General features: G+C 69.0%; 26 protein-coding genes and 1 tRNA gene. 17 read left to right on the forward strand and 10 right to left on the reverse strand.

Annotation, left to right across the window (positions count from 1 at the left end; translation table 11 throughout):
- Positions 1–6: 6 nt before the first annotated feature.
- Positions 7–594 (reverse strand): histidine phosphatase family protein, encoded by a 588-nt coding sequence (locus RAC69_RS01380; protein ID WP_375084615.1) that lies wholly within the window; start codon positions 592–594, stop codon positions 7–9.
- Positions 591–1,430: a Sir2 family NAD-dependent protein deacetylase gene (locus RAC69_RS01385; RefSeq protein WP_341934519.1), complete on the reverse strand. Its 840-nt coding sequence runs from the start codon at positions 1,428–1,430 to the stop codon at positions 591–593. Before RAC69_RS01385 ends, RAC69_RS01380 begins: the two co-directional genes overlap by 4 nt.
- 65 nt (positions 1,431–1,495) lie before the next feature.
- On the opposite strand from RAC69_RS01385, the gene RAC69_RS01390 reads away from it, so the two are divergent.
- Complete coding sequence (locus RAC69_RS01390) at positions 1,496–2,299, forward strand: TrmH family RNA methyltransferase (RefSeq protein ID WP_375084618.1); 804 nt, start codon at positions 1,496–1,498, stop codon at positions 2,297–2,299.
- Between the two features lie 57 nt (positions 2,300–2,356).
- Here RAC69_RS01390 and RAC69_RS01395 read toward each other — a convergent pair whose 3' ends face one another.
- Positions 2,357–3,187, reverse strand: coding sequence for an SGNH/GDSL hydrolase family protein (locus RAC69_RS01395; RefSeq protein WP_375084619.1), 831 nt, complete (start codon positions 3,185–3,187; stop codon positions 2,357–2,359).
- A 125-nt stretch (positions 3,188–3,312) separates the two neighbouring features.
- On the opposite strand from RAC69_RS01395, the gene RAC69_RS01400 reads away from it, so the two are divergent.
- Both RAC69_RS01400 and RAC69_RS01405 read left to right on the forward strand, forming a co-directional pair.
- On the forward strand, positions 3,313–5,055 hold the full coding sequence (locus tag RAC69_RS01400) for a DEAD/DEAH box helicase (RefSeq protein WP_375084620.1): 1,743 nt from the start codon (positions 3,313–3,315) through the stop codon (positions 5,053–5,055).
- A gap of 123 nt (positions 5,056–5,178) precedes the next feature.
- Positions 5,179–6,279 (forward strand): VIT1/CCC1 family protein, encoded by a 1,101-nt coding sequence (locus RAC69_RS01405; protein WP_341934515.1) that lies wholly within the window; start codon positions 5,179–5,181, stop codon positions 6,277–6,279.
- Positions 6,280–6,368: 89 nt separating this feature from the next.
- Here RAC69_RS01405 and RAC69_RS01410 read toward each other — a convergent pair.
- Positions 6,369–6,451 (reverse strand) — tRNA-Leu (locus tag RAC69_RS01410).
- A gap of 112 nt (positions 6,452–6,563) precedes the next feature.
- On the opposite strand from RAC69_RS01410, the gene RAC69_RS01415 reads away from it, so the two are divergent.
- Positions 6,564–7,859: a M20/M25/M40 family metallo-hydrolase gene (locus RAC69_RS01415; RefSeq protein ID WP_375084622.1), complete on the forward strand. Its 1,296-nt coding sequence runs from the start codon at positions 6,564–6,566 to the stop codon at positions 7,857–7,859.
- 51 nt (positions 7,860–7,910) lie between these two features.
- Positions 7,911–8,735, forward strand: coding sequence for an undecaprenyl-diphosphate phosphatase (locus tag RAC69_RS01420; RefSeq protein ID WP_375084624.1), 825 nt, complete (start codon positions 7,911–7,913; stop codon positions 8,733–8,735).
- A 13-nt stretch (positions 8,736–8,748) separates the two neighbouring features.
- Here RAC69_RS01420 and RAC69_RS01425 read toward each other — a convergent pair whose 3' ends face one another.
- Positions 8,749–9,597: a PAC2 family protein gene (locus RAC69_RS01425; protein ID WP_375084625.1), complete on the reverse strand. Its 849-nt coding sequence runs from the start codon at positions 9,595–9,597 to the stop codon at positions 8,749–8,751.
- 90 nt (positions 9,598–9,687) lie between these two features.
- On the opposite strand from RAC69_RS01425, the gene RAC69_RS01430 reads away from it, so the two are divergent.
- From RAC69_RS01430 to lnt, 9 genes are all read left to right on the forward strand, one after another.
- Entirely contained in the window at positions 9,688–10,368 is a 681-nt protein-coding gene (locus tag RAC69_RS01430; protein ID WP_375084626.1) for an HAD family hydrolase, read from the forward strand.
- Entirely contained in the window at positions 10,365–11,384 is a 1,020-nt protein-coding gene (locus tag RAC69_RS01435; protein ID WP_375084628.1) for a tRNA (adenine-N1)-methyltransferase, read from the forward strand. Before RAC69_RS01430 ends, RAC69_RS01435 begins: the two co-directional genes overlap by 4 nt.
- Before the next feature lie 10 nt (positions 11,385–11,394).
- Entirely contained in the window at positions 11,395–12,309 is a 915-nt protein-coding gene (locus tag RAC69_RS01440; protein ID WP_375084630.1) for a hypothetical protein, read from the forward strand.
- Complete coding sequence (locus RAC69_RS01445) at positions 12,309–13,301, forward strand: helix-turn-helix transcriptional regulator (RefSeq protein WP_375084632.1); 993 nt, start codon at positions 12,309–12,311, stop codon at positions 13,299–13,301. The genes RAC69_RS01440 and RAC69_RS01445 overlap by 1 nt, the downstream gene beginning before the upstream one ends.
- On the forward strand, positions 13,298–14,287 hold the full coding sequence (locus RAC69_RS01450; protein WP_375084635.1) for a helix-turn-helix transcriptional regulator: 990 nt from the start codon (positions 13,298–13,300) through the stop codon (positions 14,285–14,287). The genes RAC69_RS01445 and RAC69_RS01450 overlap by 4 nt, the downstream gene beginning before the upstream one ends.
- A 33-nt stretch (positions 14,288–14,320) precedes the next feature.
- Positions 14,321–14,560, forward strand: coding sequence for a twin-arginine translocase TatA/TatE family subunit (locus tag RAC69_RS01455; protein WP_375084637.1), 240 nt, complete (start codon positions 14,321–14,323; stop codon positions 14,558–14,560).
- A 62-nt stretch (positions 14,561–14,622) separates the two neighbouring features.
- The gene (gene tatC, locus RAC69_RS01460; RefSeq protein ID WP_375085290.1) at positions 14,623–15,381 is read left to right on the forward strand and encodes a twin-arginine translocase subunit TatC; all 759 of its coding nucleotides are present in this window, start codon (positions 14,623–14,625) and stop codon (positions 15,379–15,381) included.
- Positions 15,378–17,852, forward strand: a complete 2,475-nt coding sequence (locus RAC69_RS01465; RefSeq protein ID WP_375084638.1) for a DEAD/DEAH box helicase — start codon at positions 15,378–15,380, stop codon at positions 17,850–17,852. The genes tatC and RAC69_RS01465 overlap by 4 nt, the downstream gene beginning before the upstream one ends.
- An 11-nt stretch (positions 17,853–17,863) precedes the next feature.
- On the forward strand, positions 17,864–19,396 hold the full coding sequence (lnt, locus tag RAC69_RS01470) for an apolipoprotein N-acyltransferase (protein ID WP_375084639.1): 1,533 nt from the start codon (positions 17,864–17,866) through the stop codon (positions 19,394–19,396).
- Here lnt and RAC69_RS01475 read toward each other — a convergent pair.
- The 4 genes from RAC69_RS01475 to RAC69_RS01490 all read right to left on the reverse strand — a co-directional run bounded on the left by RAC69_RS01475 (position 19,393) and on the right by RAC69_RS01490 (position 22,079).
- Positions 19,393–19,776, reverse strand: a complete 384-nt coding sequence (locus RAC69_RS01475; protein WP_341934502.1) for an RNA polymerase-binding protein RbpA — start codon at positions 19,774–19,776, stop codon at positions 19,393–19,395. The genes lnt and RAC69_RS01475 overlap by 4 nt on opposite strands.
- A gap of 123 nt (positions 19,777–19,899) precedes the next feature.
- Positions 19,900–20,673 carry a glycerophosphodiester phosphodiesterase family protein gene (locus RAC69_RS01480; protein ID WP_375084641.1) on the reverse strand — a complete coding sequence of 258 codons (774 nt, stop codon included), beginning with the start codon at positions 20,671–20,673 and terminating at the stop codon, positions 19,900–19,902.
- Positions 20,670–21,596, reverse strand: coding sequence for an SPFH domain-containing protein (locus RAC69_RS01485; protein WP_375084643.1), 927 nt, complete (start codon positions 21,594–21,596; stop codon positions 20,670–20,672). The genes RAC69_RS01480 and RAC69_RS01485 overlap by 4 nt, the downstream gene beginning before the upstream one ends.
- A gap of 9 nt (positions 21,597–21,605) precedes the next feature.
- Positions 21,606–22,079 carry an NfeD family protein gene (locus tag RAC69_RS01490; RefSeq protein WP_341934499.1) on the reverse strand — a complete coding sequence of 158 codons (474 nt, stop codon included), beginning with the start codon at positions 22,077–22,079 and terminating at the stop codon, positions 21,606–21,608.
- Positions 22,080–22,200: 121 nt separating this feature from the next.
- On the opposite strand from RAC69_RS01490, the gene RAC69_RS01495 reads away from it, so the two are divergent.
- Positions 22,201–22,965, forward strand: coding sequence for an SDR family oxidoreductase (locus tag RAC69_RS01495; RefSeq protein WP_375084645.1), 765 nt, complete (start codon positions 22,201–22,203; stop codon positions 22,963–22,965).
- Positions 22,966–23,027: 62 nt separating this feature from the next.
- Here RAC69_RS01495 and RAC69_RS01500 read toward each other — a convergent pair whose 3' ends face one another.
- Entirely contained in the window at positions 23,028–23,627 is a 600-nt protein-coding gene (locus tag RAC69_RS01500; RefSeq protein ID WP_341934497.1) for a DUF308 domain-containing protein, read from the reverse strand.
- A gap of 180 nt (positions 23,628–23,807) precedes the next feature.
- Here RAC69_RS01500 and RAC69_RS01505 point away from each other — a divergent pair, with 180 nt between their 5' ends.
- Positions 23,808–24,206, forward strand: coding sequence for a helix-turn-helix transcriptional regulator (locus tag RAC69_RS01505; protein ID WP_375085292.1), 399 nt, complete (start codon positions 23,808–23,810; stop codon positions 24,204–24,206).
- Between the two features lie 4 nt (positions 24,207–24,210).
- Positions 24,211–24,621 carry a VOC family protein gene (locus RAC69_RS01510; protein ID WP_375084648.1) on the forward strand — a complete coding sequence of 137 codons (411 nt, stop codon included), beginning with the start codon at positions 24,211–24,213 and terminating at the stop codon, positions 24,619–24,621.

A 24,621-nucleotide genomic window follows, 5' to 3' on the forward strand; every position in this document is an offset into this window, starting at 1 on the left:
GGTCGATCAGGGCAGGATCGCCGACTCGAGAAGTCGCAGGGAGCCCGGCGACGCCTCGAAGCGGTGCACAGAGCCGTTCGCGAGGACCTCGCCTACGCGGGGGAGCGTGCCACCGGACACGTGGTCGATCAGCGACCGGATCACCCCGCCGTGGGTGACGACAATCACGGACTCTGCCAGGGGCGCCGACCGCCGTCGCGAGTCCCTGGCGATGCCGTCGAGGGCGCGCAGCGCACGGTCGGCGACGCCCTCCAGAGTCTCGGCTCCCGGCACCGGGGCGAGCCAGTCGCCGTACAGCTCGAGGTACTCGGAGACGAGCTTGCCCTCGCCGGCGCCGAACTCGCGTTCCCGCATGTCGGGGACGAGCGTGGGGGAGTCCAGCCCGAGCTCGGCCGCGATGATCTCCGCGGTCTCACGCGCACGCACGAGCGGGCTGGCGTAGATCGCGTGGTGACCGCCGCCGGTGAGACGCCACGCAGCGGTCCGCGCATCCTCCCGCCCCGTTTCGTTCAGCGGGATGTCGGTCGACCCCTGGATGCGCCTGGCCAGGTTCCAGTCGGTCTGGCCGTGACGGACGAGAGTGATGAGGGTCATGAGAGCAGCTCCTGCAGGGCGGGGAGGACGTCGCTGGTGCCGGCGGCGATGGTCACGTCGGCCCACACGTCGGCGCGCGTCGGTTCGCGGTTGATGATGACGAGCGGGATGCTGCGGCGGCGCGCCCGCTCGACGAGGCGCACGCCCGAGTTCACGACGAGGGACGACCCGGCGACGATCATCGCGTCGCTCGACCGCAGCAGCGATTCGGCCGCCTTGAAACGGTCGAGCGGGACGTACTCGCCGAAGAACACGACGTCGGGCTTCAGCATCCCGTCGCAGACCGTGCACGACGGCACGACGAATCCCTCGGTGCTCTCCGGCAGCACGTCGCCGTCCGGAGCGAGCTTGACGTTCTCGGGCACCGTGATCCAGGGATTGCGGTCCTCGATCTGCGTGGCGATGTCGCGACGGTCGAAGACCTGGCCGCAGCGCAGGCACAGCACCCGGCGCATCGTGCCGTGCACCTCGATGACGTGCGAGCTCCCGGCGCGCAGATGCAGTCCGTCGACGTTCTGCGTGATCACGCCGCTCACACGGCCGGCTGCCTCCATCTGGGCGAGCGCGACGTGTCCGGGGTTGGGTTCCGCTCGGGCGAACGCGCGCCAGCCCAGATGACCGCCGACCCAGTAGCGGCGGCGTGCCGCCTCGTCGCCGAGGTAGCGCTGGATCGTCATGGGATCGGAGCGCGTGCGGGCGCCCTCGCCGCGGTAGGCGGGGATGCCGGAGTCTGTCGAGATGCCCGCGCCCGTGAGAAGGGCGATGCGGCGTCCGGCGAGGAGTTCGGCGGTGCGAGCGACGACGGCCGACAGCTCGGCCGGACTCGAATCGCTCACGGGACCTCCTGCAGCGAGTCTACGGCGTGACGCCGGCAGCGGGCCGCAGGTGGGAGAGTGGACCGGTGGAACTGCTGGAACTCACGGATGCCGACGACCCCCGCCTCGACGACTACCGCGGCCTCACGGACACGGCGCTGCGTCGGATCTCCGAGCCCACGGGCGGCCTGTACATCGCGGAGTCGGCCAAGGTGATCGAGCGCGCCGTCGCCGCCGGGCACCGGCCACGCTCCGTGATGGTGCAGCGGCGGTGGGTCGACGGCATCCGCTCGACGATGCAGGGTCTCGACGTCCCGGTCTACGTGGTCCCCGATACCGTCGCCGAAGCGGTCGCGGGGTTCGCCGTCCACCGCGGCGCCCTCGCCTCCATGCACCGCCCCGAGCTGCCGAGCGTCGCCTCGGTCGTGGCGGATGCTCGGCTGGTCCTCATCCTCGCCGACATCGGCGACCACGCGAACATCGGCGCCGCGTTCCGTGCGGCGGCCGGGCTGGGAGCGAACGCTGTGCTCGTGTCGCCCGGCTGCGCCGACCCGCTCTACCGGCGCAGCGTGCGGGTCAGCATGGGCACCGTGTTCCAGGTGCCGTGGACACGCATGCCCGACTGGACGGGCGCGATCGAGGTGCTCCACGACGCGGAGATCGCGACGGTCGCGCTGGCTCTCGACGACCGGGCGGTCCCTCTGAGCGAGTTCGTGCGCGAGCGCCCCGAGCGCGTCGCGCTGATGATGGGGTCCGAGGGGGACGGGCTGTCTGCGGAGGCGCTCGCGCTGGCCGACCACGTCGTGACCATCCCCATGAGCGGGGGAGTGGACTCGCTCAACGTCGCCTCGGCAGCCGCCGTCGCTCTCTGGGCACTCGGCGATCACTGACGCTCCGCCCGGGCACTGACGCTCCGCCCGGGTGCTGATCCCTGCCTGCTCTCTGGGTCAGCGGTTCTCGGGCAGTCGGAGGAACGGCGCCGCGTCGGGGCGCTTCGCCGCCACATGGTCACCGGAGGACTGGTGCCGCAGACGGCGCAGCACCCACGGGACGAGGTGCTCGCGGGCCCACCCGAGGTCCTCGGCGCGCGCCTCGCGCCAGGTGCGGACCGGCAGGGGTTCCGGCTGCATCGACTCGAGGTCGTTGGGCACGTTGAGGGCGCGCAGCACCATGCGCGCGACCTCGTGGTGGCCGAGGGCGTTGTAGTGCAGACGGTCGTCGTCGAAGAACCGCATGTCCTGCACGACCTTCAGCGCCCACTGATCCGCGACGATGCAGTCGTGGCGATCGGCGATCGCCCGCACGTTCTCGTTGTAGATCGCGACCTTCCCTCGGAAGGGACGGAACACCGGCGTGAAGCCCGTGTCGATGCCGGTGAACAGCAGCACCGCCGCGCCGGTCGACGCGAGGCGGGCGACGGCGTCCTCCAACTGCGCGGCGATCGCGTCGGGATCGGTCCCGGGACGGATCACGTCGTTGCCGCCCGCGCAGATCGAGACGAGGTCGGGGCGCAGCTCGACGGCCGGTTCGATCTGGTCCTCCACGATCTGCGCGATGAGCTTGCCGCGCACGGCGAGGTTCGCATAGGCGAAGTCGTCGACATCCTGCGCCAGCACTTCGGCCACGCGGTCCGCCCAGCCGCGGTGTCCACCGGGTACGGCGGGGTCGGGGTCGCCGATGCCCTCGGTGAACGAGTCGCCCACGGCCACGAAACGGCGCCACGGGTGGGGCGTGTCGTTGGCCACGTACGGGGTCCGAGTCGAATCCTGGTCGGTCATCCAGCTCTCCTTCGCGAACGTGCGCCGCGCATCGATGGCGGCGGCGCAGTGACCGAGCCTACTCCGCCGGTCGGCATCCGCGCCGGTGCGATCCGGTGTCCGCGGCAGCGATTATCGTTGTCTCGATGCTTTCTCCGTCCTTTCCCCAGCGTGCCCCGTGGGGAACCGCCAACAAGCTGCGCGCCTGGCAGCAGGAGGCTCTCGAGCAGTACTTCGAGGCGGATCAGCGCGACTTCCTCGTCGCCGCGACACCCGGGGCAGGCAAGACCACCTTCGCCCTCACCCTCGCCGTCGAGCTCATGCGCAGCGGCGAGGTGAACCGGATCATCGTCGTCGCTCCGACCGAGCATCTGAAGACCCAGTGGGCAGATGCCGCGGCTCGTGTGCACATCCGGCTCGACCCCCAGTTCAAGAACAGTCACTGGGCGCCGGCGCGCCACTATCACGGCGCTGTCGTGACCTACGCACAGGTGGCCGCGAAGTCGTCGGTGCACCGACACCTCACCGAAGACGCGAACACCCTCGTGGTCCTCGACGAGGTGCACCACGGCGGCGACGCGCTGAGCTGGGGCGACGCGATCCGCGACGCCTACGGTCCGGCCAAGAGGCGCCTGCTCCTCTCGGGGACGCCGTTCCGCAGCGACACGGCGCCCATCCCGTTCGTCGAGTACCACCCCGACGAGTCCGGTGCGCGGATCTCGCGGACCGACTACAACTACGGCTACGGCCGAGCCCTCGCCGACGGCGTCGTGCGGCCGGTGCTCTTCCACATGTACGCGGGCAAGATGCGGTGGCGCACGAGCTCGGGCGACGAGCTCGAGACGCACCTCGGGCAGGACAACACGAAGGACGTCACGTCGCAGGCCTGGCGTACCGCTCTCGATCCGGAGGGCGAGTGGATGCCGGCGGTGCTCTCCGCTGCTGACCGTCGCCTCACCGAGATCCGCCACCACATCCCCGACGCCGGCGGACTCGTGCTGGCGACCGACCAGACCGTGGCGCGGGCCTACGCCAAGATCCTCCACAGCATCACGCGCCAGCAGCCGACGATCGTGCTCTCCGACGATGCGACGGCCTCCGAGCGGATCGAGAAGTTCAGCGCGAGCGACGATCGCTGGATGGTCGCGGTGCGCATGGTGTCGGAGGGTGTCGACGTGCCGCGCCTCGCGGTCGGGGTGTACGCGACGTCGTCGTCGACGCCGCTGTTCTTCGCGCAGGCGATCGGACGCTTCGTGCGCGCCCGCCGACGGGGCGAGGCGGCGAGCGTCTTCCTTCCGCAGGTTCCCGTCCTCATGGGGCTGGCGAACGAGATGGACAAGCAGCGCGACCACGCGCTCGACCGACAGTCGAAAGACGACGACGGGCTCGAGGACTCGCTGCTCGACAACGCGAACCGGGAGGACGACGCATCGGACGCGCTGACCCAGGAGTTCAGCTATCAGGCGCTGTCGTCGATCGCGCACTTCGATCGGCTCGTGTTCGAGGGCCAGGAGTTCGGTCAGCTGGCCGAACCGGGCACCCCGGAGGAGGAGGAGTTCATCGGGTTCCCCGGGCTCCTCGAGCCCGAGCACGTGCATGAGCTCCTGATGCAGCGTCAGGCGCGGCAGTCCCGGCTCCGTGAAGCGCGCGAGGCGGCGGCCGGGCCCACCGAGACGACCACGCTGCCCGCACCCCTCCATCGCACGCTCAAGGAGCAGCGGCAGCTGCTGAACAGCCTCGTCGGGCTCTACGCGCGGCAGAAGGGCGAGCCGCACGGAGCAGTGCACGCCGAGCTGCGTCGCATCTGCGGCGGTCCGGCTGTCGCGCAGGCGACGGTCACCCAGCTGCAGGCCCGGATCGACGTGCTGCGCAAGCGCGTCCGCTCCTGACCGACGCCTCGCGCGTCCCTCCTTCGCCGCCCCGAAAAGCTGGCAATCGCGGGTTTTCGGCGTGCACGCGGTGCCCCGCCGATTAGCGTGGAATCGCCCCCGCAGCAGTACCGAGGAGACTTCATGACCGCACCTGCGCCCGCCCCCGCGACCGACGCCGATCGACGTCGGTGGGCCCGCTACCTCGTCGAGGAGCGGGCCGAGGGCCTCGTCTACCAGCGACTCGCTCACCGTCGTTCAGGGGAGGAGCGCGAGATCCTCCTCGGACTCGCCGACGCCGAGCGACGACACGAGCAGCACTGGCTCGATCTGCTCGGCGGCGAGCCGGCACGTCTGCCCAGGGCGGGTGTCCGCTCGCGTCTGCTCGGGCGGATGGCCGGACGTTTCGGCTCGATCTTCGTGCTCGCCCTCGCGCAGAGCGCCGAGGCGCGGTCGCCGTACGACGAGGAGCAGTACGCCACCCCCGCGATGCGGGCCGACGAGAAGGTGCACTACGAGGTCGTCCGCGGACTCGCCGCGCGGGGGAGACGCCGCCTGTCCGGCTCCTTCCGAGCCGCGGTGTTCGGCGCGAACGACGGTCTCGTCAGCAACCTCGCGCTCGTGCTCGGCATCGGGGCGACCGGTGTCAGCTCGGGCTTCGTGCTCTTCAGCGGCATCGCCGGGCTGCTGGCCGGTGCGCTGTCGATGGGCGCGGGGGAGTTCGTCTCGGTGAGGTCGCAGCGCGAGCTGCTCGCGGCGACGGAGGCGAACGAGGACGCAGCGGCCACCGCCGCCGACCTCGACATCGACGAGAACGAGTTGGCTCTCGTCTACCGCGCGCGGGGAGTCGGTCCGGAGGAGGCGCTCGAACGCGCCAGTCGCATCGTCGCCGCGGCCCGCGCAGGCGTCGAGCGCACCGCGACCACCGGTCCGGTGCACGTGCACGGCGGTGACGACCACGACATCGTCGGCAGCGACTGGACTGCCGCCCTCTCGTCGTTCCTGCTGTTCTCCTCCGGCGCCATCATCCCTGTGCTCCCGTGGATCTTCGGACTGCAGGGCACCACGGCCGTCGTCGTGGCCCTCGTGCTGGTGGGCGTCGCGCTCCTGTCGACGGGGGCGATGGTCGGCATCCTGTCCGGCGGTCCGCCGCTGCGCCGCGCGCTGCGTCAGCTGGCGATCGGCTTCGGAGCCGCTGCCGTCACCTACGTGCTCGGACTGGTGTTCGGCGTCGGGGCGGTGTGACGTCGGCGTCCGGTCGGCGCCTCGCGCCGGCCGGACGGCCGGGTACGAAGAAGGCCCCGGATGATCCTGGATCTTCCGGGGCCTGTCTGTGCGCGGAGGGGGACTTGAACCCCCACGCCCTTACGGGCACTACGACCTCAACGTAGCGCGTCTACCATTCCGCCACCCGCGCGGGTGTTGGATGTTCGTTGCCGAACGAAGATTTACATTAGCACGCGGTTCGACGCACTCAGAAACCGAGGCGGTCGCCCGGGCGCGCCTCGCGGCTTCGATAGCCTGGAGCCATGACCGAGCAGTCCCTTCCCGAAGTCGCGCGCGTGGCCCGAGACCTGATCCGCTTCGACACGTCGAACTTCGGCGGAGGAGACGCCAAGGGCGAGCGTGAGGCGGCGGAGTACGTCGGCGCGTACCTCACGGAGCTCGGACTCGAGGTCGAATACTACGAACCGATCCCGCGGCGTACCAACGTGATGGCCAGGGTGCCGGGGCGCGACCGCAGCAAGCCCGCCCTCGTGGTGCACGGCCATCTCGATGTCGTCCCAGCGATGCCGGAGGACTGGACGGTCGACCCCTTCGCGGGTGTCGTCCAGGACGGGATGCTCTGGGGCCGAGGCGCCGTCGACATGAAGAACATGGATGCGATGATCCTCACCGCGGTCGCGGACATCCTGCGCGCCGGCGAGAAGCCCGAGCGTGACCTCGTGCTGGCGTTCTTCGCCGACGAGGAGAACGGCGGCGTGGAGGGCTCCGCGCTCGTCGTGCGCGACCGGCCGGGGTGGTTCGCGGGGGCGACGGAGGCGATCAGCGAGGTCGGCGGGTACTCGATCTCCGTCGACGACCGTCGCGCGTACCTGCTGCAGGTGGGGGAGAAGGCGCTGATCTGGATCCGTCTCGTCGCAAAGGGGCGGGCCGGGCACGGCAGCCGCCTGCACGACGACAACGCGGTCACGAAACTGGCGGAGGCCGTCGCGGCGATCGGCCGCACACGCTGGCCCGTCCGACTCACGCCGACGACCGAGGCGCTGCTGCAGGGACTGAGCGACCTCACCGGGCGTCCGGGCGACGACCCCGACGCGCTGGCCGCTGCAGCGGGTCCCGCCGAGGCATTCCTGCGCTCGACCTTCCGCACGACGACGAACCCGACCGTGCTGAGTGCCGGGTACAAGCACAACGTCATCCCGGAGCGGGCCGAGGCTCTCATCGACGTCCGCGTGATCCCCGGCACCGAAGACGACGTGCTGCGCGAGCTGCAGCAGATCGTGGGAGACGAGATCGAGATCCAGACCGTCGTGCGCGACATCGGCATGGAAACGCCGTTCGAGGGCGACCTGGTCGATGCGATGGTGGCGAGCCTGGGCCGTCATGACCCCGGCGTGCCCGTCATCCCGTATCTCCTCGGGGCGGGGACGGACAACAAGGCGCTCGCGTATCTGGGCATCACCGGGTACGGCTTCGCGCCGCTGCGGCTGCCGGCCGACCTGGACTTCACGGGCATGTTCCACGGAGTCGACGAGCGCGTGCCCGTAGAATCGCTTGTCTTCGGTCAGCAGGTGCTGGCCGATCTGCTGCGCACGTACTGAGCGCTCCCTCCGCGCGACCGCGCCGCTCCCGAACATCCCGAAGGCTCCTCCATGCACCTGCTCGAAGCGCTCATCCTCGGCCTCGTGCAGGGACTCACCGAGTTCCTGCCCATCTCCTCGAGTGCGCACCTGCGCATCCTCGGCACGTTCCTGCCGTCCGGTGAGGACCCGGGCGCCGCGTTCACCGCCATCACGCAGATCGGCACAGAGGCCGCGGTGGTGGTGTTCTTCTGGCGCGACATCGTGCGCATCATCCGCCAGTGGTTCCGATCTCTCATCGGCAAGGCCCCGAAGAGCGACCCCGATGCGCGCATGGGCTGGATGATCATCATCGGCAGCATCCCGATCGTCGTCCTCGGGCTGCTGTTCCAGGATCAGATCGAGACCGTCTTCCGGTCGATGTGGATCGTCGCGGTCATGCTGATCGTGTTCGGCATCCTGCTCGGAGTGGCCGACTACGTCGGCTCGAAGCGTCGCACGCTGAACGACCTGACCTACCCGCACGGCGTCGCGTACGGCGTCGCTCAGGCGCTCGCGCTGATCCCGGGGGTCTCGCGCTCCGGCGGCACGATCACGATGGGGCTGTTCCTCGGGTACGAGCGCGCTGCGGCTGCCCGCTACGCGTTCCTGCTCGCCATCCCGGCGGTCTTCGGAAGCGGCTTCTACCAGGTGTTCAAGAGCTGGGACCAGCCCTCGTTCTTCTCGTTCGGCGACACGCTCGCGGCGACCGGCGTCGCGTTCGTCGTGGCCCTCGCGGTCATCGCGTTCTTCATGAACTACATCTCGAAGCGCAGCTTCCTGCCCTTCGTGATCTACCGCATCCTGCTCGGATCGGTGCTCCTGGTGCTGCTCGGCCTGGGCGTCATCCCGGCCTGAGCGACGGGGCGACTCAGCCCTTGCGGTCAGCCGGCCCGTCGCCCCTGCGCTTGAGATAGCGTTCGAACGCCTGGGCGATCGCGTCGCCCGACGCATCCGGCGAGTCCCATGTGTCTCGTGTGCGCTCGAGCTGCCTGATGTACTCGGTCATGTCCTCGTCGTCGGCCGCGGCGGCGTCGATCGACGCCTCCCATGCGGCGGCCTCGGTGCGCAGGTGGTCCCGGGGGACGTCCACGCCGGTCAGCTCCTCCAGGCGGTCGAGCAGCGCCAGCGTGACCTTCGGCGAGGGGGTCGCCGACGCCACGTAGTGCGGGACGCTCGCCCACAGGCTCGCGGTGGGGATGCCGGACGTCTCGGCGAAGTGCTCGAAGACGCTGAGGATGCCGACAGGCCCCTCGTACAGGGACCGCTCGAGGCCGTGCGCCTCGCGCACCTGCTCGTTCTGGCTGGACGCGAAGATCGAGATCGGGCGGGTATGCGGCACGTCGGAGAGCATCGCCCCGAGGGTGACGAGTCCGGTGATGTCGTCGCGGAGTGCGACGTCCATGAACTCCGAGGCGAACGCCTGCCAGGTGCGGGCGGGCTCGACGCCGGTGAGGATCCACAGCTCGGGGCCGGGACCCCGATCGCGCGGACGCCACAGCCCGGCCTCCGGCCAGGTCAGCTGGCGGCGCCCCTCGGCATCCGTCTTCGTGGCCGGTCGCGTGTACTGGTAGTCGAAGTACAGCTCGGGGTCGATCGAGTGCACGAGGTCGTACTCGTTCTCCGCGCGCAGTGCGGCGATCGCGCCGCTCGCCGCTTCGCCCGCGTCGTTCCAGCCATCGAAGGCGGCGATGATGATGCGAGAACCCAGAACATCCATCGTGATCTCCCCTCGTGGTTCCGGATCGATGTCTACCCAGGCTAGTCCGACCCGGCAGGGCGAGGGCGGCGCCACGGCTAACATGGACCGGTGAGCAGACAGCCCCGCGCGATCCTCTGGGACATGGACGGAACCCTCGTCGACACCGAGCCGTACTGGATGGCGGCGGAGACGGCGCTCGTCGAATCCTTCGGCGGGAGCTGGAGCCACGAGCAGGCTCTGCAGCTCGTCGGCAACGGTCTGGTCGACAGTGCCGTGATCCTGCAGAACGCGGGTGTCGACATGGAGGCCGACGCGATCATCTCCCTCCTCACCGACGGGGTGCAGGAGGCGCTGCGGGTGCAGGGCGTGCCGTTCCGACCGGGTGCCCGCGAGCTGCTCCTCGACCTGAAATCCGCCGGTATCACGACCGGTCTCGTGACGATGTCCCTGCGCCGTATGGCGCTCAGCGTGGTCGACCTCATCGAGTTCGACGCCTTCGACATCGTGGTCGCCGGCGATGACGTCTCGAACCCCAAGCCGCACCCGGAGCCCTACCTGCACGCCGCGTCGCTCCTCGAGGTCGACATCGCCGACACGCTCGTGATCGAGGACTCGCCGACGGGACTCCGCGCGGGCCTCGCCGCGGGCGCCGTGGCTCTGGGCGTGCCGCACATCGTTCCTCTCGACCACGTCGGCGCGCACGAGCTGTGGCCGACGCTGCGGGATCGCACCGCCGCGGATCTCGTCGACCTCTTCGACCGCAAGGCCATGACAGGAGCCATCCGATGAGCCAGCCCCCCGCCCACCGCCCCAGCGGACCGTTCCGCGAGGGCGACCGGGTTCAGCTCACCGGTCCGAAGGGCCGTCTGCACACGGTCACGCTCCGGGAGGACGGCGAGCTGCACACGCACCACGGCGTGCTGCGCCACCGCGACCTCATCGGTCTGCCCGACGGCTCGGTCGTTTCGAACAGCTCCGGTCACGAGTACCTCGCCCTGCGCCCGCTGCTCCGCGACTTCGCGATGTCGATGCCCCGCGGTGCGGCGATCGTGTACCCGAAGGATGCCGCGCAGATCGTCATGCAGGCCGATGTGTTCCCCGGAGCCGTGGTGGTCGAGGCCGGCGTCGGCTCCGGCGCCCTCTCGCTCTCGCTGCTGCGGGCGATCGGTCCGGCGGGCCGCCTCGTGTCGTTCGAACGCCGCCACGACTTCGCCGAGGTCGCGCGGGGCAATGTGGAGACCTTCTTCGGCGAGACCCCGTCGACGTGGAGCGTGGTCGTCGGCGACCTCGCCGAGGCCCTGCCCGCGGAGTTCGAGCCGGGAACCGTCGATCGCGTGGTGCTTGACATGCTCGCGCCGTGGGAGTGCATGGACGTCGTCGCCGACGCCTTGACTCCCGGAGGCGTGGTGCTCTGCTATGTCGCCACGGCCACACAGCTCTCCCGCGTCGCCGAGTACATCCGCGGCACCGGTCTGTTCACCGACCCCGACGCCTCGGAGACGATGGTCCGCGGCTGGCACGTCGAGGGCCTCGCCGTGCGCCCGGACCACCGCATGGTGGCGCACACCGGTTTCCTTCTCACCGCTCGCCGGCTCGCTCCCGGAGCGGTCGCCCCGTCGGTGAAGCGCCGCGCTTCGAAGAGCAGCTACGGCGACGACGACGTCGAGCTCTGGACTCCCGGGGCCGTGGGCGACCGCGAGATCAACGACAAGAATCTGCGCAAGCGCGCGAGGGAGGCGGCCAAGGCCGCGGAGGGCGCGCGTCTCGCCGCTGCATCGCGCGAATCGGAGCCCCCGACGGAATAGACTGGAGCGCGTGCGTAAAACGTCCGCCGTTCTGGCCACCCTCAGCCTCGCCGCCCTCGCTCTGACCGGGTGCGCGTCCGCCCCGTCGTTCGCGGGGGAGACCTGCGATCGTGCAGCGGACTCCAGTGCGATCCTCGACTCCGTCACCGTCGACGGTGAGCTCGGCGCGAAGCCCGACGTCGAGGTGTTCGGTCCGGTGAAGGCCTCCACGACGTCCTACGCCGATGCCGTCGTGGGAGACGGACGCACACTGACGTCGACGTCGCAGCCGTTCGTGCTCGACCTGACGTTCTTCGCCGGGAACAGCGGCAAGCCTCTCTACGAGACCGAGTACAACGACGACCTGAGCCGCGTGCACAGCATCGCGTACTGGTCGCAGAAGTCCGCCGGTCTCGAGAAGGCGCTCGAGTGCGCCACCGGCGGAAGCCGGGTCGTGGCCGTCCTGACGCCCGATGACTTCGGCGAGGCGAACGTCGAGGCCTTCGGGCTCGACGACGACGAGAACGTGGTCGCCGTGATCGACGTGCTCGACGTGTCGCTCGCACGCGCCGAGGGCGCTCCCCAGTTCAACGACGCGCAGGGCATGCCCACCGTCGTCCGGGCACCGGACGGCACGCCCGGCGTGATCGTGCCCGACAGCCCGGCCCCGAAGAAGTCGGTCACGCAGACCCTCATCAAGGGTGACGGCGCGGTCGTGGAGAAGGGGCAGACGATCATCACGAACCTCACCGCGGTCGGCTGGGACGACAAGAAGGTCGCGACCAGCACGTGGGGTTCCGAGCCGAACATCGGCCCGGCGGCCAACGAGCTCGTCGGGGCCACGGTCGGCTCCCAGCTGCTGGTCGTCGTTCCGGAGGCCGACGGCAACAAGGCGACGGCGATCGTCGTCGACATCCTGGGGATCGTCCCGACCCCGGAGCAGTGATGGCGGCCCGTATTCCCGCGGAGGAGCGCCTGACGAACCTCGTCGTGGCGCTCATGGCCACGGAGATCGGGCTCACCAAGCAGCAGATCCTCGACAACGTGTCCGGATACCGCCAGCGTGCGGATGCCGGTGCGCGTTCGGACGCTCTCGAGAAGATGTTCGAGCGCGATAAGGACGAGCTCCGCACTCTCGGCGTGCCCGTCGAGACGCTGGGAGACCAGTCCGACCCGAACGACCTCCGCGAGGCCCGCTACCGGATCCCGCAGGCCGAGTACGACCTGCCGGGCGACATCGAGTTCACCCCGGCCGAGCTGGCCGTGCTGCGACTGGCGGGCAGCGTCTGGAGCGCGGAATCGGCATCCGGCGACGCGCAGGCCGGTGTGCGCAAGATCCGCGCACTGGGGATCGACGGCGACGAGCCGATCATCGGCTTCGCACCGCGCATCACCGCCCGCGACGAGGCGTTCCCCGTGCTCCAGGAGGCGATCGAGAAGAGCCGGGTCGTCCTGTTCGAGTATCTGAAGCCGGGAGAGGACGCACCCCGGCGACGCAGCATCCGTCCGCTCGCTCTGGTCGACTACGAGGCGCGCTGGCACGTCTTCGGGATCGACGTCGCGATCGAGGAGGATCGGATGTTCCTGCTCAGTCGGATCGTCGGCAACGTGAAGATGACGGCGACGTCGTTCGACCCGTCGCTCCGTGACGGCGCGGGGGAGCGGGCCCTCAGCGGTCTCGAGGCCGTCGCCGCCCAGAACTCCGCGCTGCTCGAGGTGACGCCGGGGACGGAGGCGTCCCTGCGGCTCGGACGCCGGGCCACACCGGCCACCCAGGGGATCCGGGTGCCGTTCGTCGACGTGCACATCCTCGCCGATGAGCTCGCCTCGTACGGACCCGAGGTCCGCGTGGTCGAACCGGCACCCCTGCGCGACGCCGTGATCTCGCGGCTGTCCGCAGTGGTCGAGGCCAACGCCGATGCGGAGGGGGGCCGATGAGCGCGCAGGCGAAGCCGCTGCTCGCCGCCGACCGCGTGCGGGTGTATCTGACCCTCGTCCCGTATCTGCTCGAGCACGGTCAGGTCTCGCTGCGGGAGGCGGCGGCGGAGTTCGGCGTCACTCCGAACGAGATGCGCCAGATGGTCGAGAAGCTCACGGTCATCGGCCTTCCGGGCGACTCGGGCTACTGGCAGCAGCCGCAGGAGATGTTCGACATCAACTGGGACCTCCTCGACGAGGAGGACGTCATCGAGATCACGAACGACGTCGCGCTGCGCCGCGTGCCCCGGTTCACGGCGCGCGAGGCCGCGGCCCTGCTCGCCGGTCTGCAGATGGTCGCCGCCGTTCCGGCCGTGTCGGACTCCGGTCTCGTGAGCGGCCTGATCTCGAAGCTCTCGCGCGGTGCCGCGGATGCCCCCGCAGAGGTCGTCGTCGCCCCCAGCGCCGTCGACGAGGTCCGCCGCGTCGTCTCCCAGGGCGTCCGCGACGGCGTCGCCGTCTCGTTCACCTATCAGGCGCCCGATGCCGCCCCGACGACGCGCACCGTGGATCCCGTGCAGGTGCTGATCACCAACGCCCAGTGGTACCTGCAGGGCTGGTGCCACATGCGCAAGGCGATGCGGACGTTCCACCTCGACCGCGTCAGTGACGCACGCCTCACCGACATCCCGATCACACATGCCGGCGATCACGTCCCCGAGGCGTTCGCAGCAGCCGAGGACGAGGGCGAGGTGCGGGTGCGCGTTCCCGAGAGGATCGCCCCGCTGCTGCGCGGGTTCCTCACCGGAGACGAGGTCGAAGCGAAGGACGGCGTGGTCACGGCCCGGCTGCATCTCGCCGACCCACGCGGTGTCAAACGCCTCGCCGCCCGATTCGGCGGGGTGATGGAGGTCATGGAACCCGGCATCGCCCGCGCTGCCGCCCGGGAATGGGCTGCGGCCGGACTCGCGCTGTATGGCCACCCGGATCGCCCTGACGCCGGTTAGACTGGTCGGGATCCCCGATGTGAGGAGTATCCCATGGCTGGATTGACCGGCTGGCACCTGCTGGCCCTCGTGGTCATCGTTCTGCTGCTGTTCGGTGCAGCGAAGCTTCCCGCTCTCGCGAAGAGCATGGGCCAGTCAGCCCGTGTCTTCAAGGGCGAGATGAAGGCGATGCGAGAAGAGGACACCGTCGCCGAGCAGGCTGAGGCTCCCCAGGCGAAGGGCTCCACGGCTCCGGACAACGGCACCGCGACCGGGCCTGAACGCCCTAGCTGATCTCCGTGGCCGCCATCGATTCAGCAGCGATGGCTGCGAGCGATGGACGCCGTGACCGGCGGATGTCTCTGGGAGCCCATCTCGTCGAGCTGCGCAAGCGACTCATCATCGCTGCCATCGCGCTCGTGGTCGGTATGGTCGTCGCGTTCCTGGTGACGGACCCGATCATCCACTTCATCACCGAGCCGATTCGTCATGTCGCCGACGAGCGCGGGGAGAGCATCGTCGCCCTCACCTTCTCGTCGGTCACCGCTCCGTTCGATCTGCGCATGCGGATCGCGTTCTCGATCGGACTCTTCCTGTCCGCGCCGGTATGGCTGTGGCAGATCTGGGCGTTCATCATGCCGGGTCTGACGAGGAAGGAGACGCTCTACACGATCAGTTTCGTCGGCGCAGCGATCCCTCTCTTCTTCGCCGGGTGCTACGTCGGCACTCTCGTGGTTCCGCACGTCATCGAGCTCATGGCGGGATTCACTCCGGAAGGCGGCAACAACCTCTACGAAGCATCCGCTTTCTACGATTTCGTGTTCAAGCTGATGATCGTCGTCGGCGTCTCCTTCGTGCTTCCGGTGTTCCTCGTCGCCCTGAACGTCGCGGGAGTCATGACGGGGCGCGACATCCTGAAAGGCTGGCGGGTCGCAATCCTCATCTCCTGTGTCTTCGGAGCTCTCGCCACCCCGGCTGCCGACCTCGTGAGCATGTTCATGCTCGCCGGCATCCTGGTGCTTCTCTACTTCGCGGCCGCGCTCGTGTCGATGCTCTTCGATCGGCGCAAGCGCAAGCGCGACGAGGCCGCCGGTCTCGGATCCGCGATCGCATGAGCTCGCCTTCCGAGCGCTTCGCCGCCGCGCGCGAGGCTGCCGGCCATCCGCAGACGGCGGCGTTCGCCGCCCGTCAGCGCTTCGATCTCGACCCCTTCCAGATCGAGGGCTGCCATGCGCTGGAGCGCGGCCACAGCGTGCTGGTCGCCGCTCCGACGGGGGCGGGCAAGACGATCGTCGGCGAGTTCGCGATCCACCTGGCCATGCAGACCACGCGCGACAAGGCGTTCTACACGACGCCGATGAAGGCGCTGTCGAACCAGAAGTTCCGGGAGCTCGTCGAGGTCTACGGCCCCGATGAGGTGGGTCTGCTGACGGGCGACACGAACATCAACGGCAATGCCCGGATCGTCGTTATGACGACCGAGGTGCTGCGCAACATGATCTACGCGGATTCCGCGGCTCTGCGCGATCTCCGCTACGTCGTCATGGACGAGGTGCACTATCTTGCCGACCGCTTCCGCGGCGCTGTCTGGGAAGAGGTCATCATCCACCTGCCGTCGCAGGTGCGGCTCGTGTCGCTCAGCGCGACCGTGTCGAACGCAGAGGAGTTCGGCGACTGGCTCGACACCGTACGCGGCGACACCGAGGTGATCGTCTCGGAGATCCGACCCGTCCCGCTCGAGCAGCACGTGCTCGTCCGTGACGACCTGCTCCCGCTCTTCGACGATCGAGCCGGGCTCGCGACAGCGCAGGTGAACCAGGAACTGATGCGCATCCGCTCCTTCACCGGATCGCATTACGAGCAGAATCGCGAAGCGCAGACCTATCGGAGCAACCGACACGCCGGCAGGCAGGCCCAGCGCCCACCGCGCGGCGGGCGGCGTCCGGTGCGCTCGGCGAACGTCCGTCGCATCGAGCGGATGGATCGTCCGGACGTCGTGCGACTGCTCGAACGGTCGAACCTCCTTCCGGCGATCTTCTTCATCTTCAGCCGGGTCGGATGCGACGCGGCCGTCCAGCAGGTGCGCCGGTCAGGACTCCGACTGACCTCCACCGAGGAGCGCGCGGAGATCCGCTCGATCGTCGAGGAGCGCACCCGCACGCTGCAGGAGGAGGACCTCGGCGTCCTCGGGTACTGGGAGTGGCTCGACAACCTGGAGCGGGGAGTGGCAGCCCACCATGCGGGTCTGCTGCCCGCCTTCAAAGAGGTCGTCGAGGAGCTCTTCCAGCGGAAGCTGGTGAAGGCCGTCTTCGCGACCGAGACGCTTGCGCTCGGCATCAACATGCCTGCGCGCACCGTCGTCCTCGAGAAGATGGAGAAGTTCAACGGCGAGGCGCGGGTCGCGATCACGTCGGGGGAGTACACCCAGCTCACGGGCCGGGCGGGTCGTCGCGGCATCGACGTCGAGGGCCATGCGGTGGTCCAGTGGACCGAGGGGATGGACCCGCAGGCGGTCGCGGCGCTCGCGTCTCGACGGACCTACCCGCTGAACTCGAGCTTCCGTCCGACGTACAACATGGCCGTGAACCTGATCGATCTCTTCGGCCGCGACCGTGCGCGCGAGGTCCTCGAGTCCTCGTTCGCCCAGTTCCAGGCGGATCGGGCCGTGGTGGGTCTCGCGCGAAAGGTCCGCGAGGCGGAGGAATCGCTCGAGGGGTACCGCTCGGCGATGGTCTGCGAGCACGGCGACTTCATGGAGTATGCCGCGATGCGCCGGGAGCTGAGCGACCTCGAGAAGAAGAACCGGCAGGACTCCAACTCACCGCGAATAGCACGCGAGAAGCGGATGAAACAGATCCAGTCTCTGCGCACGCGGATGCAACGGCACGGATGCCACCGGTGCCCCGACCGCGAGAAGCACGCGAGGTGGGCCGAGCGCTACTGGAAGCTCAAGCGCGAGACCGACCGCACGCGACGACAGATCGAGAATCGGACGGGCACGGTGGCGCGCGTCTTCGACAGGGTCAGCGAGGTCCTCGAGACGCTCGACTACCTCCGTCGTGAAGACGGAGAGACTCGACTGACGGATGCCGGACGCACCATGCGGCGCATCTACGGAGAGCGCGATCTGCTCATCGCCGAATCCCTCCGCCAGGGCCTGTGGACGGGGCTCGACGCTCCGTCTCTCGCGGCGATGGCCTGCTGTCTCGTGTACGAACCGCGCCGCGATGAGGCGAACTCGGGGGAGCGCGGGCTCCCGCGCGGAGCCTTCCGCTCCGCGTACGACCGCACGACGACGCTGTGGGCCGAGCTGGACGACCTCGAGAAGGACCACCACCTGCCCGGGACCGAGCCGCTCGCCGCGGGTCTCGCCGGCGCCATGCACACCTGGGCGCGCGGAGGCAGCCTCGATCGGGTCCTGATCGACGCCGACATGGCCGCCGGCGACTTCGTCCGCTGGGCGAAGCAGACGATCGATCTGCTCGACCAGCTGTCGATCGTCGCCGAAGACGGGACTCTCGCACGGAACGCGCGAGCCGCGCTCGACGGGGTACGCCGGGGCATCGTGGCGTACTCGTCGATGTGAGAAGGGGATCGATGTCGGACTCCCCGGCGGCACCCGCCGCACCGCGCCCGCTCCTTCCTCTCTGGGCTGCCGTCCTCGGCGCGATCACGGCCGCCATCCTCATGGATCTGTCGTACCCCGAGGCTGCCGTCTGGGTCCTTGCGTTTCCCGCTGTCGCCCTGCTGCTGCTCGCTCTGGTCGGGCGCCGAGTCGGCGGGGCCCTTCTCGTCGGCGCCGTCTACGGGGTGGTCTTCTTCGCACTGCTCGTGTCGTGGACGTCGCGTTATCTCGGACCCGTGCCGTGGGCGGCGCTCAGCGTCGTCGAAGGCGGCCTGACAGCGCTCGCACTTGTCCCGATCGCCCTGGCCTACCGGTGGCTCCCTCGTGCCTTCCCGCGGCCTGCTGCGCGCCTGCTGCTGCTCCCGGCGGTCGTCGCCGCCCTCTGGGTGGGTCGAGAGCTCTTCGTCGGCTCCTGGCCGTATGGAGGGTTCCCGTGGGCGCGCCTGGGGATGACGCAGGCGCAGAGTCCGCTCGCTCCGGTGACGTCGTGGCTCGGGGTGAGCGGTCTGAGCTTCGTCATGGTGTTCCTCGTGGCCGTGCTCATCGAGATGGTCCGGGCTCGCCGTGCGGTGAGCCGCCCGCTGCTGGTCGTGCCGACGGCTCTCGTCGTCGTCCTCGCCTTCACGCCGCTGTTCCCGACGACGGGCACCGGATCGATGCGCATCGCCGCGGTGCAGGGCAACGGCCCGAGCGGCTACTTCGATGAGCGAGAACCGTACTCGCTCGTCGACGCGCAGGCGACGGCGACCGCACCGCTGTTCGGTGAGGACGTCGACCTCCTCGTCTGGCCGGAGGGGTCGCTGGACTACGACCCCTTCCAGACCGATGCCCTCGCCCGGCGGATGAGCTTCGTGAGTTCACGCATCGGGGCACCGCTCCTGGCGAATGCCGCGACAGAGCGCGACGGCCGCTACTACAACACCTCGATGCTGTGGACCGAGGACGGAGCGGCGGAGGAGACGCACGACAAGCGGCATCCGGTGCCCTTCGGCGAGTACGTCCCCGATCGCGCGTTCTTCAACGCCCTCGCGCCCGACCTCATCGGTCTGATCCAGCGGGAGTACACGCCAGGGACGAACAGCTCCGTGATCGACGTCGACGGGGTGCAGGTCGGGCTCGCCATCTGCTTCGACGTCATCTACGACGACGTCGTCGATCAGGGGGTGCGCGACGGCGCAGAGGTTCTCGTCTTCCAGACGAACAACGCCGACTTCCGGGGGACGGACGAGAACCTGCAGCAGCTGGCCTTCGCGCGCATGCGCGCTATCGAGACCGGCCGCAGCGTGGTGAACATCTCCACGGTCGGCACGAGTCAGATCATCCGTGCCGACGGCAGCACCGTCTCGAGTCTGGACGCAGATGAGGCCGGAGCGATGCTCGAGAACGTCGAGCTCCGATCCGGCCTCACGGCGGGTGTCGTCCTGGGCCCGTGGATCCAGCAGCTTCTGCTGTGGGGCGGGCTGGGCGCGCTGATCGTCGGGTGGTGGCGCGCCCGGAGGCGCTAGGCGCCGATCTTCTCGCGGGTGGGGTCTTCGCCGGCTCCACGACGCGCGCGGATGAATGCGAGGCGCTCCTCGAGCAGCTCCTCGAGCTCGGCGCGCGTGCGGCGCTCCATCAGCATGTCCCAGTGGGTGCGGGCGGCCTTCTCGTCGGCCGCGTCCAGCGTGACGGCCTGGCCGTCGACGTTCAGACGTGCCTCGGCGCCGCAGGCACGGCACTCCCAGGTCTGCGGCGCCTCTGCATCGGCCGCGAACATGAGCGTCGTGACATGGCCGCACGTGTCACAGGTGTAGGTGGTCTCTCGGCGCTCCATGAAGACGACACCCTCTTCGCTCTGTAGGCTCTGGGCGCCGAGTCGGATGCCGCGTAGGCTGCGATCTGCCATTGTGTGGTCCTCTCGTCTCTGCCAGGTATAACGTTCCGACCTGTGCGCTTCATCCACGCGAACGCTTTCCCTGAACGATTCACAGCGGAATCCCAGCGCGCTCGAGAGGCGGGGAAAGGGCGCTCAGCGACGCAGCGCAGCCAGGGCGAGATCGGCCCGATCGGAGACCACGCCGTCGACGCCCAGACCGGTGAGCCGGACCATGTCCGCGGGCTCGTTCACGGTCCAGACGTGCACTTCGACTCCGTGCCGATGGGCGGCTGTGAGCACAGCGGGCGTGAGTACCCGGACGGCGCCGTGGTGCTCCGGGATCTGCAGAGCATCGATGTCGCGGAGCACCCGCCCGGTGGGGAGTCGAAGCGCCGAGAGCGCACGGAGTGCGGCGATGGTGCGGCTGCCACCCGAGGTCGCGGGGCGGAGTCCGGCACCTGCCCGGAGCACCGACGCGATGGCAGCTCGACGCCTGCGGTCGTCGAAGCTCGTGACCAGCACGCGGTGCGTGTCCTCGCTGAGGATTCCGCCAAGCGGCCCGACGGCTTCGGCGGTCTTCACGTCGATGTTGAAGCGGGTCGAGGGAAAGGTCGCAAGCGCCTCGGCCACGGTGAGCAGGCCGCCGTGATCGGCGAACATGCTCGCGAGATCCCTCGTGCGCACCTCGCGCACGAGGCGGGTGTCTCCGGTGAGCCGCTTCAGGGACGAGTCGTGGAAGAGCACGACGTCGCCGTCGGCGGTCACCTGGCAGTCTGTCTCGATGTACTCGGCGCCGGCGGCATGAGCGGCGGCGAAGGCGGCAGCCGAGTTCTCCCACACACCCGAGTCCTCGCCCTCCGCGGTGATGAGGCCACGGTGGGCGAGGACTCGCGGGTGTGCGGTCTTCTCGAAGTACGGGTGCGTCACGCGCCGGGCGTGCCGACGGGCGGTTGACCGGGCTTGGGCGTGAACGCGCTGCCGATGCTCTTCAGCGCCTCCGTGAGCTCGCTCGGGATGATCCACAGCTTGCTCGACTCGCTCTCGCTGATCTTCGGCAGCATCTGCAGGTACTGGTAGGCGAGGAGCTTGTCGTCTGGCTGCCCCTGGTGGATCGCGCTGAAGACGTTCTGGATGGCTTCTGCCTCACCCTGTGCACGCAGCACCGCAGCCTGCTTGTCGCCCTCTGCGCGGAGGATCTCCGCCTGTCGACGGCCTTCCGCCTCGAGGATCTGCGACTGCTTGGAACCCTCGGCGGTGAGGATCGCTGCGCGGCGGTCACGCTCGGCGCGCATCTGCTTCTCCATGGAGTCCTGGATGGAGACGGGCGGGTCGATCGCCTTGAGCTCGACGCGTCCGACGCGGATGCCCCACTTGCCGGTCGCCTCGTCGAGCACGACGCGGAGCTGGCCGTTGATGTTGTCGCGGCTGGTCAGTGCCTCTTCGAGGTTGAGACCACCGACGACGTTTCGCAGGGTCGTCGTGGTCAGCTGTTCGACGGCGCCCAGGTAGTTGGCGATCTCGTAGGTCGCGGCACGAGCGTCCGTGACCTGGAAGTAGACCACCGTGTCGATGGAGACGACCAGGTTGTCCTCGGTGATGACCGGCTGCGGCGGGAACGAGACGACCTGCTCCCGCATGTCGATCAGCGGGCGCAGACGGTCGATGAACGGAACCAGGATGTTGAGGCCGGGCGTGAGGGTCTTGTGATACCGCCCGAGTCGTTCGACGACGCCGGCGGTCGCCTGGGGGATGATGCGGATGGATCGGGCCAGCGTGACCACCACGAAGATGATGATCGCGATGACGAGGATCCAGCCGATGGCGGCCGGGATGAACGAGCTGTCGTTCACGGGGTGCTCCTAGTCGTTGACGGGTCGGACGGTCGCGGTGGCGCCGTTGATGGCGGTGACGGCGATCGGCGATCCCTGGGGGATCGGCATCGAGGTCGCCGTGCGTGCGGTCCAGGTGTCGCCGTTGCTGAGCTTGACCTGTCCCGAGATCTGGGTGACGTCCTGCAACGCCGTGCCGCGGAGGTCGACGAGGGCCTCGACGTTGGATTTGGTCGGGTCCTCGCCCCGGTGGAGTCGCCGGATCAACGGTGGGCGCAGGAACAGGATGAAGAGCGCGGCTGCACCTGCGGCCACGAGCACCTGCACCCACACCGGCACGCCGAGGAAGTCGGTCACGAGCCCGATCGCACTGCCGAAGCTCAGCATCAGGAAGGTGAAGTCGAGGGTCAGCATCTCGATCACGAGGAAGAGGGCGATGAGGACCAGCCACCCCACCCATGCCCACTGATCGACGAACTGGACGAATGTTGCGAAGTTGTCCATGAGGCCTCCCTGTTGCGGTCAACCTATCACGCGGGGTGTTCGCCGCAGGGGTGTCGGACGCCTCCTTGCTAGTCTGAGGGGGCCGTGCGATCACGGCGATCCACGCACTTGAGGAGTCACCGTGACCGACGTTCTTCCCGCAGGTTCTCTCGACGGCAAGGTCGCCCTTGTCACCGGTTCTTCGCGAGGCATCGGGGCCGACACGGTGCGGTACCTCGCCGAAGCGGGCGCCGACGTCGTCATCAATTTCCGCAACAAGGCTCCGCGAGCCGAGAAGCTCGCCGCGCAGCTGCGCGAGCTCGGTCGTCGCGTGCTGACCGTAGGGGCCGACCTGACCGACCCCGCCTCGGTCGGGGAGATGTTCGACGCCGTCAAGGCGGAGTTCGGGCGCCTCGACGTACTCGTGCTGAACGCGTCGGGCGGCATGGAGTCGGGCATGGCCGAGGACTACGCGCTCACCCTCAACCGCGACGCGCAGCTCAACGTCCTCGACGCCGCGACGCCGCTGCTCGACGACGGCGCCCGCGTCGTCTTCGTCACGAGCCACCAGGCGCACTTCATCCGGACGACGCCCACGATGCCGGAGTACGAGCCGGTCGCGCTGTCGAAGCGCGCGGGCGAGGATGCTCTGCGCGAGCGCATCCCGGAACTCACCGAGAAGGGCATCGGCTTCACTGTGGTGTCCGGCGACATGATCGAGGGCACCATCACCGCCACGCTCCTGGAGCGCGCGAACCCGGGTGCGATCGCCGAGCGGCGCGAGTCGGCCGGCAAGCTCTACAACGTCTCGGAGTTCGCCGCGGAGGTCGCACGCGCCGCCGTCGACCCGGTGCCCGCCGACAACACCCGTCTGGTGGGCGATGTCAGCGGCTTCACCGCCGAGTGACTCCCTGGACATGAGAGAGGGCCCCGTCCGTTCGGACGGGGCCCTCTCTGCTCGTGCGGATGTCAGTTCACGGTGTCGGCGCGCACAGCATCCGCTGCATCCTTCGCGTCCTTGCCGATCGTGATCGCGCGGACGATCTGCACGATGCCCAGGGCGACGAGCGAGATGCCGAAGACCAGCCAGAGCACGGCAGCGGCGAACAGCGGCGAGAACAGGACGACGATTCCCGCGATGATGCTCAGCAGGGCGTAGAGGAGCGTCCAGACCCTCGAGCCGTCCTGTCCGAGCAGCGACAGCGAGACCACCCCGTCGACGATCCAGCTGATCCCGATGAAGATCACGACGACGAGAGCCAGGGTCGCCGCGGCGGCGCCGAGATTGGCGAAGGCGATGACGCCGGCGGCGATGTAGAGCAGTCCGAGGACGATGTGGCCGACTCGCGCCCACCCGCCCTTGCGGTGCGAGAAGATGCCGAGGCCGATGTAGACGAGCCCGGCGACGATCAGGTACGAGGCGAAGATGCCCGTGACGATCACTGCCGACTTCACCGGCCACACGAGCAGGACGATGCCGGCGATGAGTGCGAGCGCACCCGATACGGCGAGGGTGATGCGGATGGACCTGAACAGTGATTTCGCTTCGTTCGCGAGTGATTCAGACATGGTTGGGGACCCTTTCTGAGAAAACCCTGTGAGGGGTGGTCACAGAATATCGCTGTGGCGCCCGGAATGGGGGAGGAGTGCTCGCGGGCGACGCGGGAGTTCACGCGAGGCCACGAAGCGCCATGGCACTATCGAGTGGTGACTTTCGACGAGGATGCCCGGCTCCGCGAGCTCGTCGTCATGCGCAGGGTTCGCGACCGCATCGACAGGGAGTATGCGAAGCCGCTCGACGTGGAGGCGCTCGCGCGCGGTGTGCACATGTCGGCCGGTCACCTCAGCCGCCGATTCCGTGACGCCTACGGCGAGTCCCCGTACTCGTACCTCATGACGCGGCGCATCGAACGCGCCATGGCGCTCCTGCGGCGCGGCGACCTCACCGTGACCGAGGTGTGCTTCGAGGTCGGATGCTCGTCGCTCGGCACCTTCAGCACCCGCTTCACCGAGCTGGTGGGTGTCTCACCCCGGGTGTACCGTGAACGCGCCGCCAACGTCGACGGCATCCCGACCTTCCAGGTCAAGCAGGTCATCCGACCGATCAGGAATCAAGAAGCACCCCGCACCGACGCGAACCTAACCTGAACCCATGAACATCAGCATCCACTACGCCTTCCTCCCGCACACGGATGCCGAGGCGGCCCTCGGCTTCTACCGCGACGCCCTCGGATTCGAGGTGCGCAACGACGTCGGCTATGACGGGCTCCGCTGGCTCACCGTCGGACCCGAAGGCCAGCCGGGGACGTCGATCGTGCTGCACCCGCCTGCTACGGACCCCGGTCTCACCGACGCCGAGCGACGCACCATCGTGGAGCTGATCGCGAAGGGGAGCTACGGCGCGCTCACGCTCGCGAGCGACGACCTCGACGGTCTGTTCGAGCGACTCGTCGAGAAGGGCGCCGATGTCGTCCAGGAGCCGATGGATCAGCCGTACGGCGTCCGCGACTGCGCCTTCCGCGATCCAGCAGGCAACCTGCTCCGTATCAACCAGGCCGGCTGA

Origin of the sequence: Microbacterium sp. LS_15, from assembly GCF_041954735.1 — a bacterium.
GTDB lineage: Bacteria > Actinomycetota > Actinomycetes > Actinomycetales > Microbacteriaceae > Microbacterium.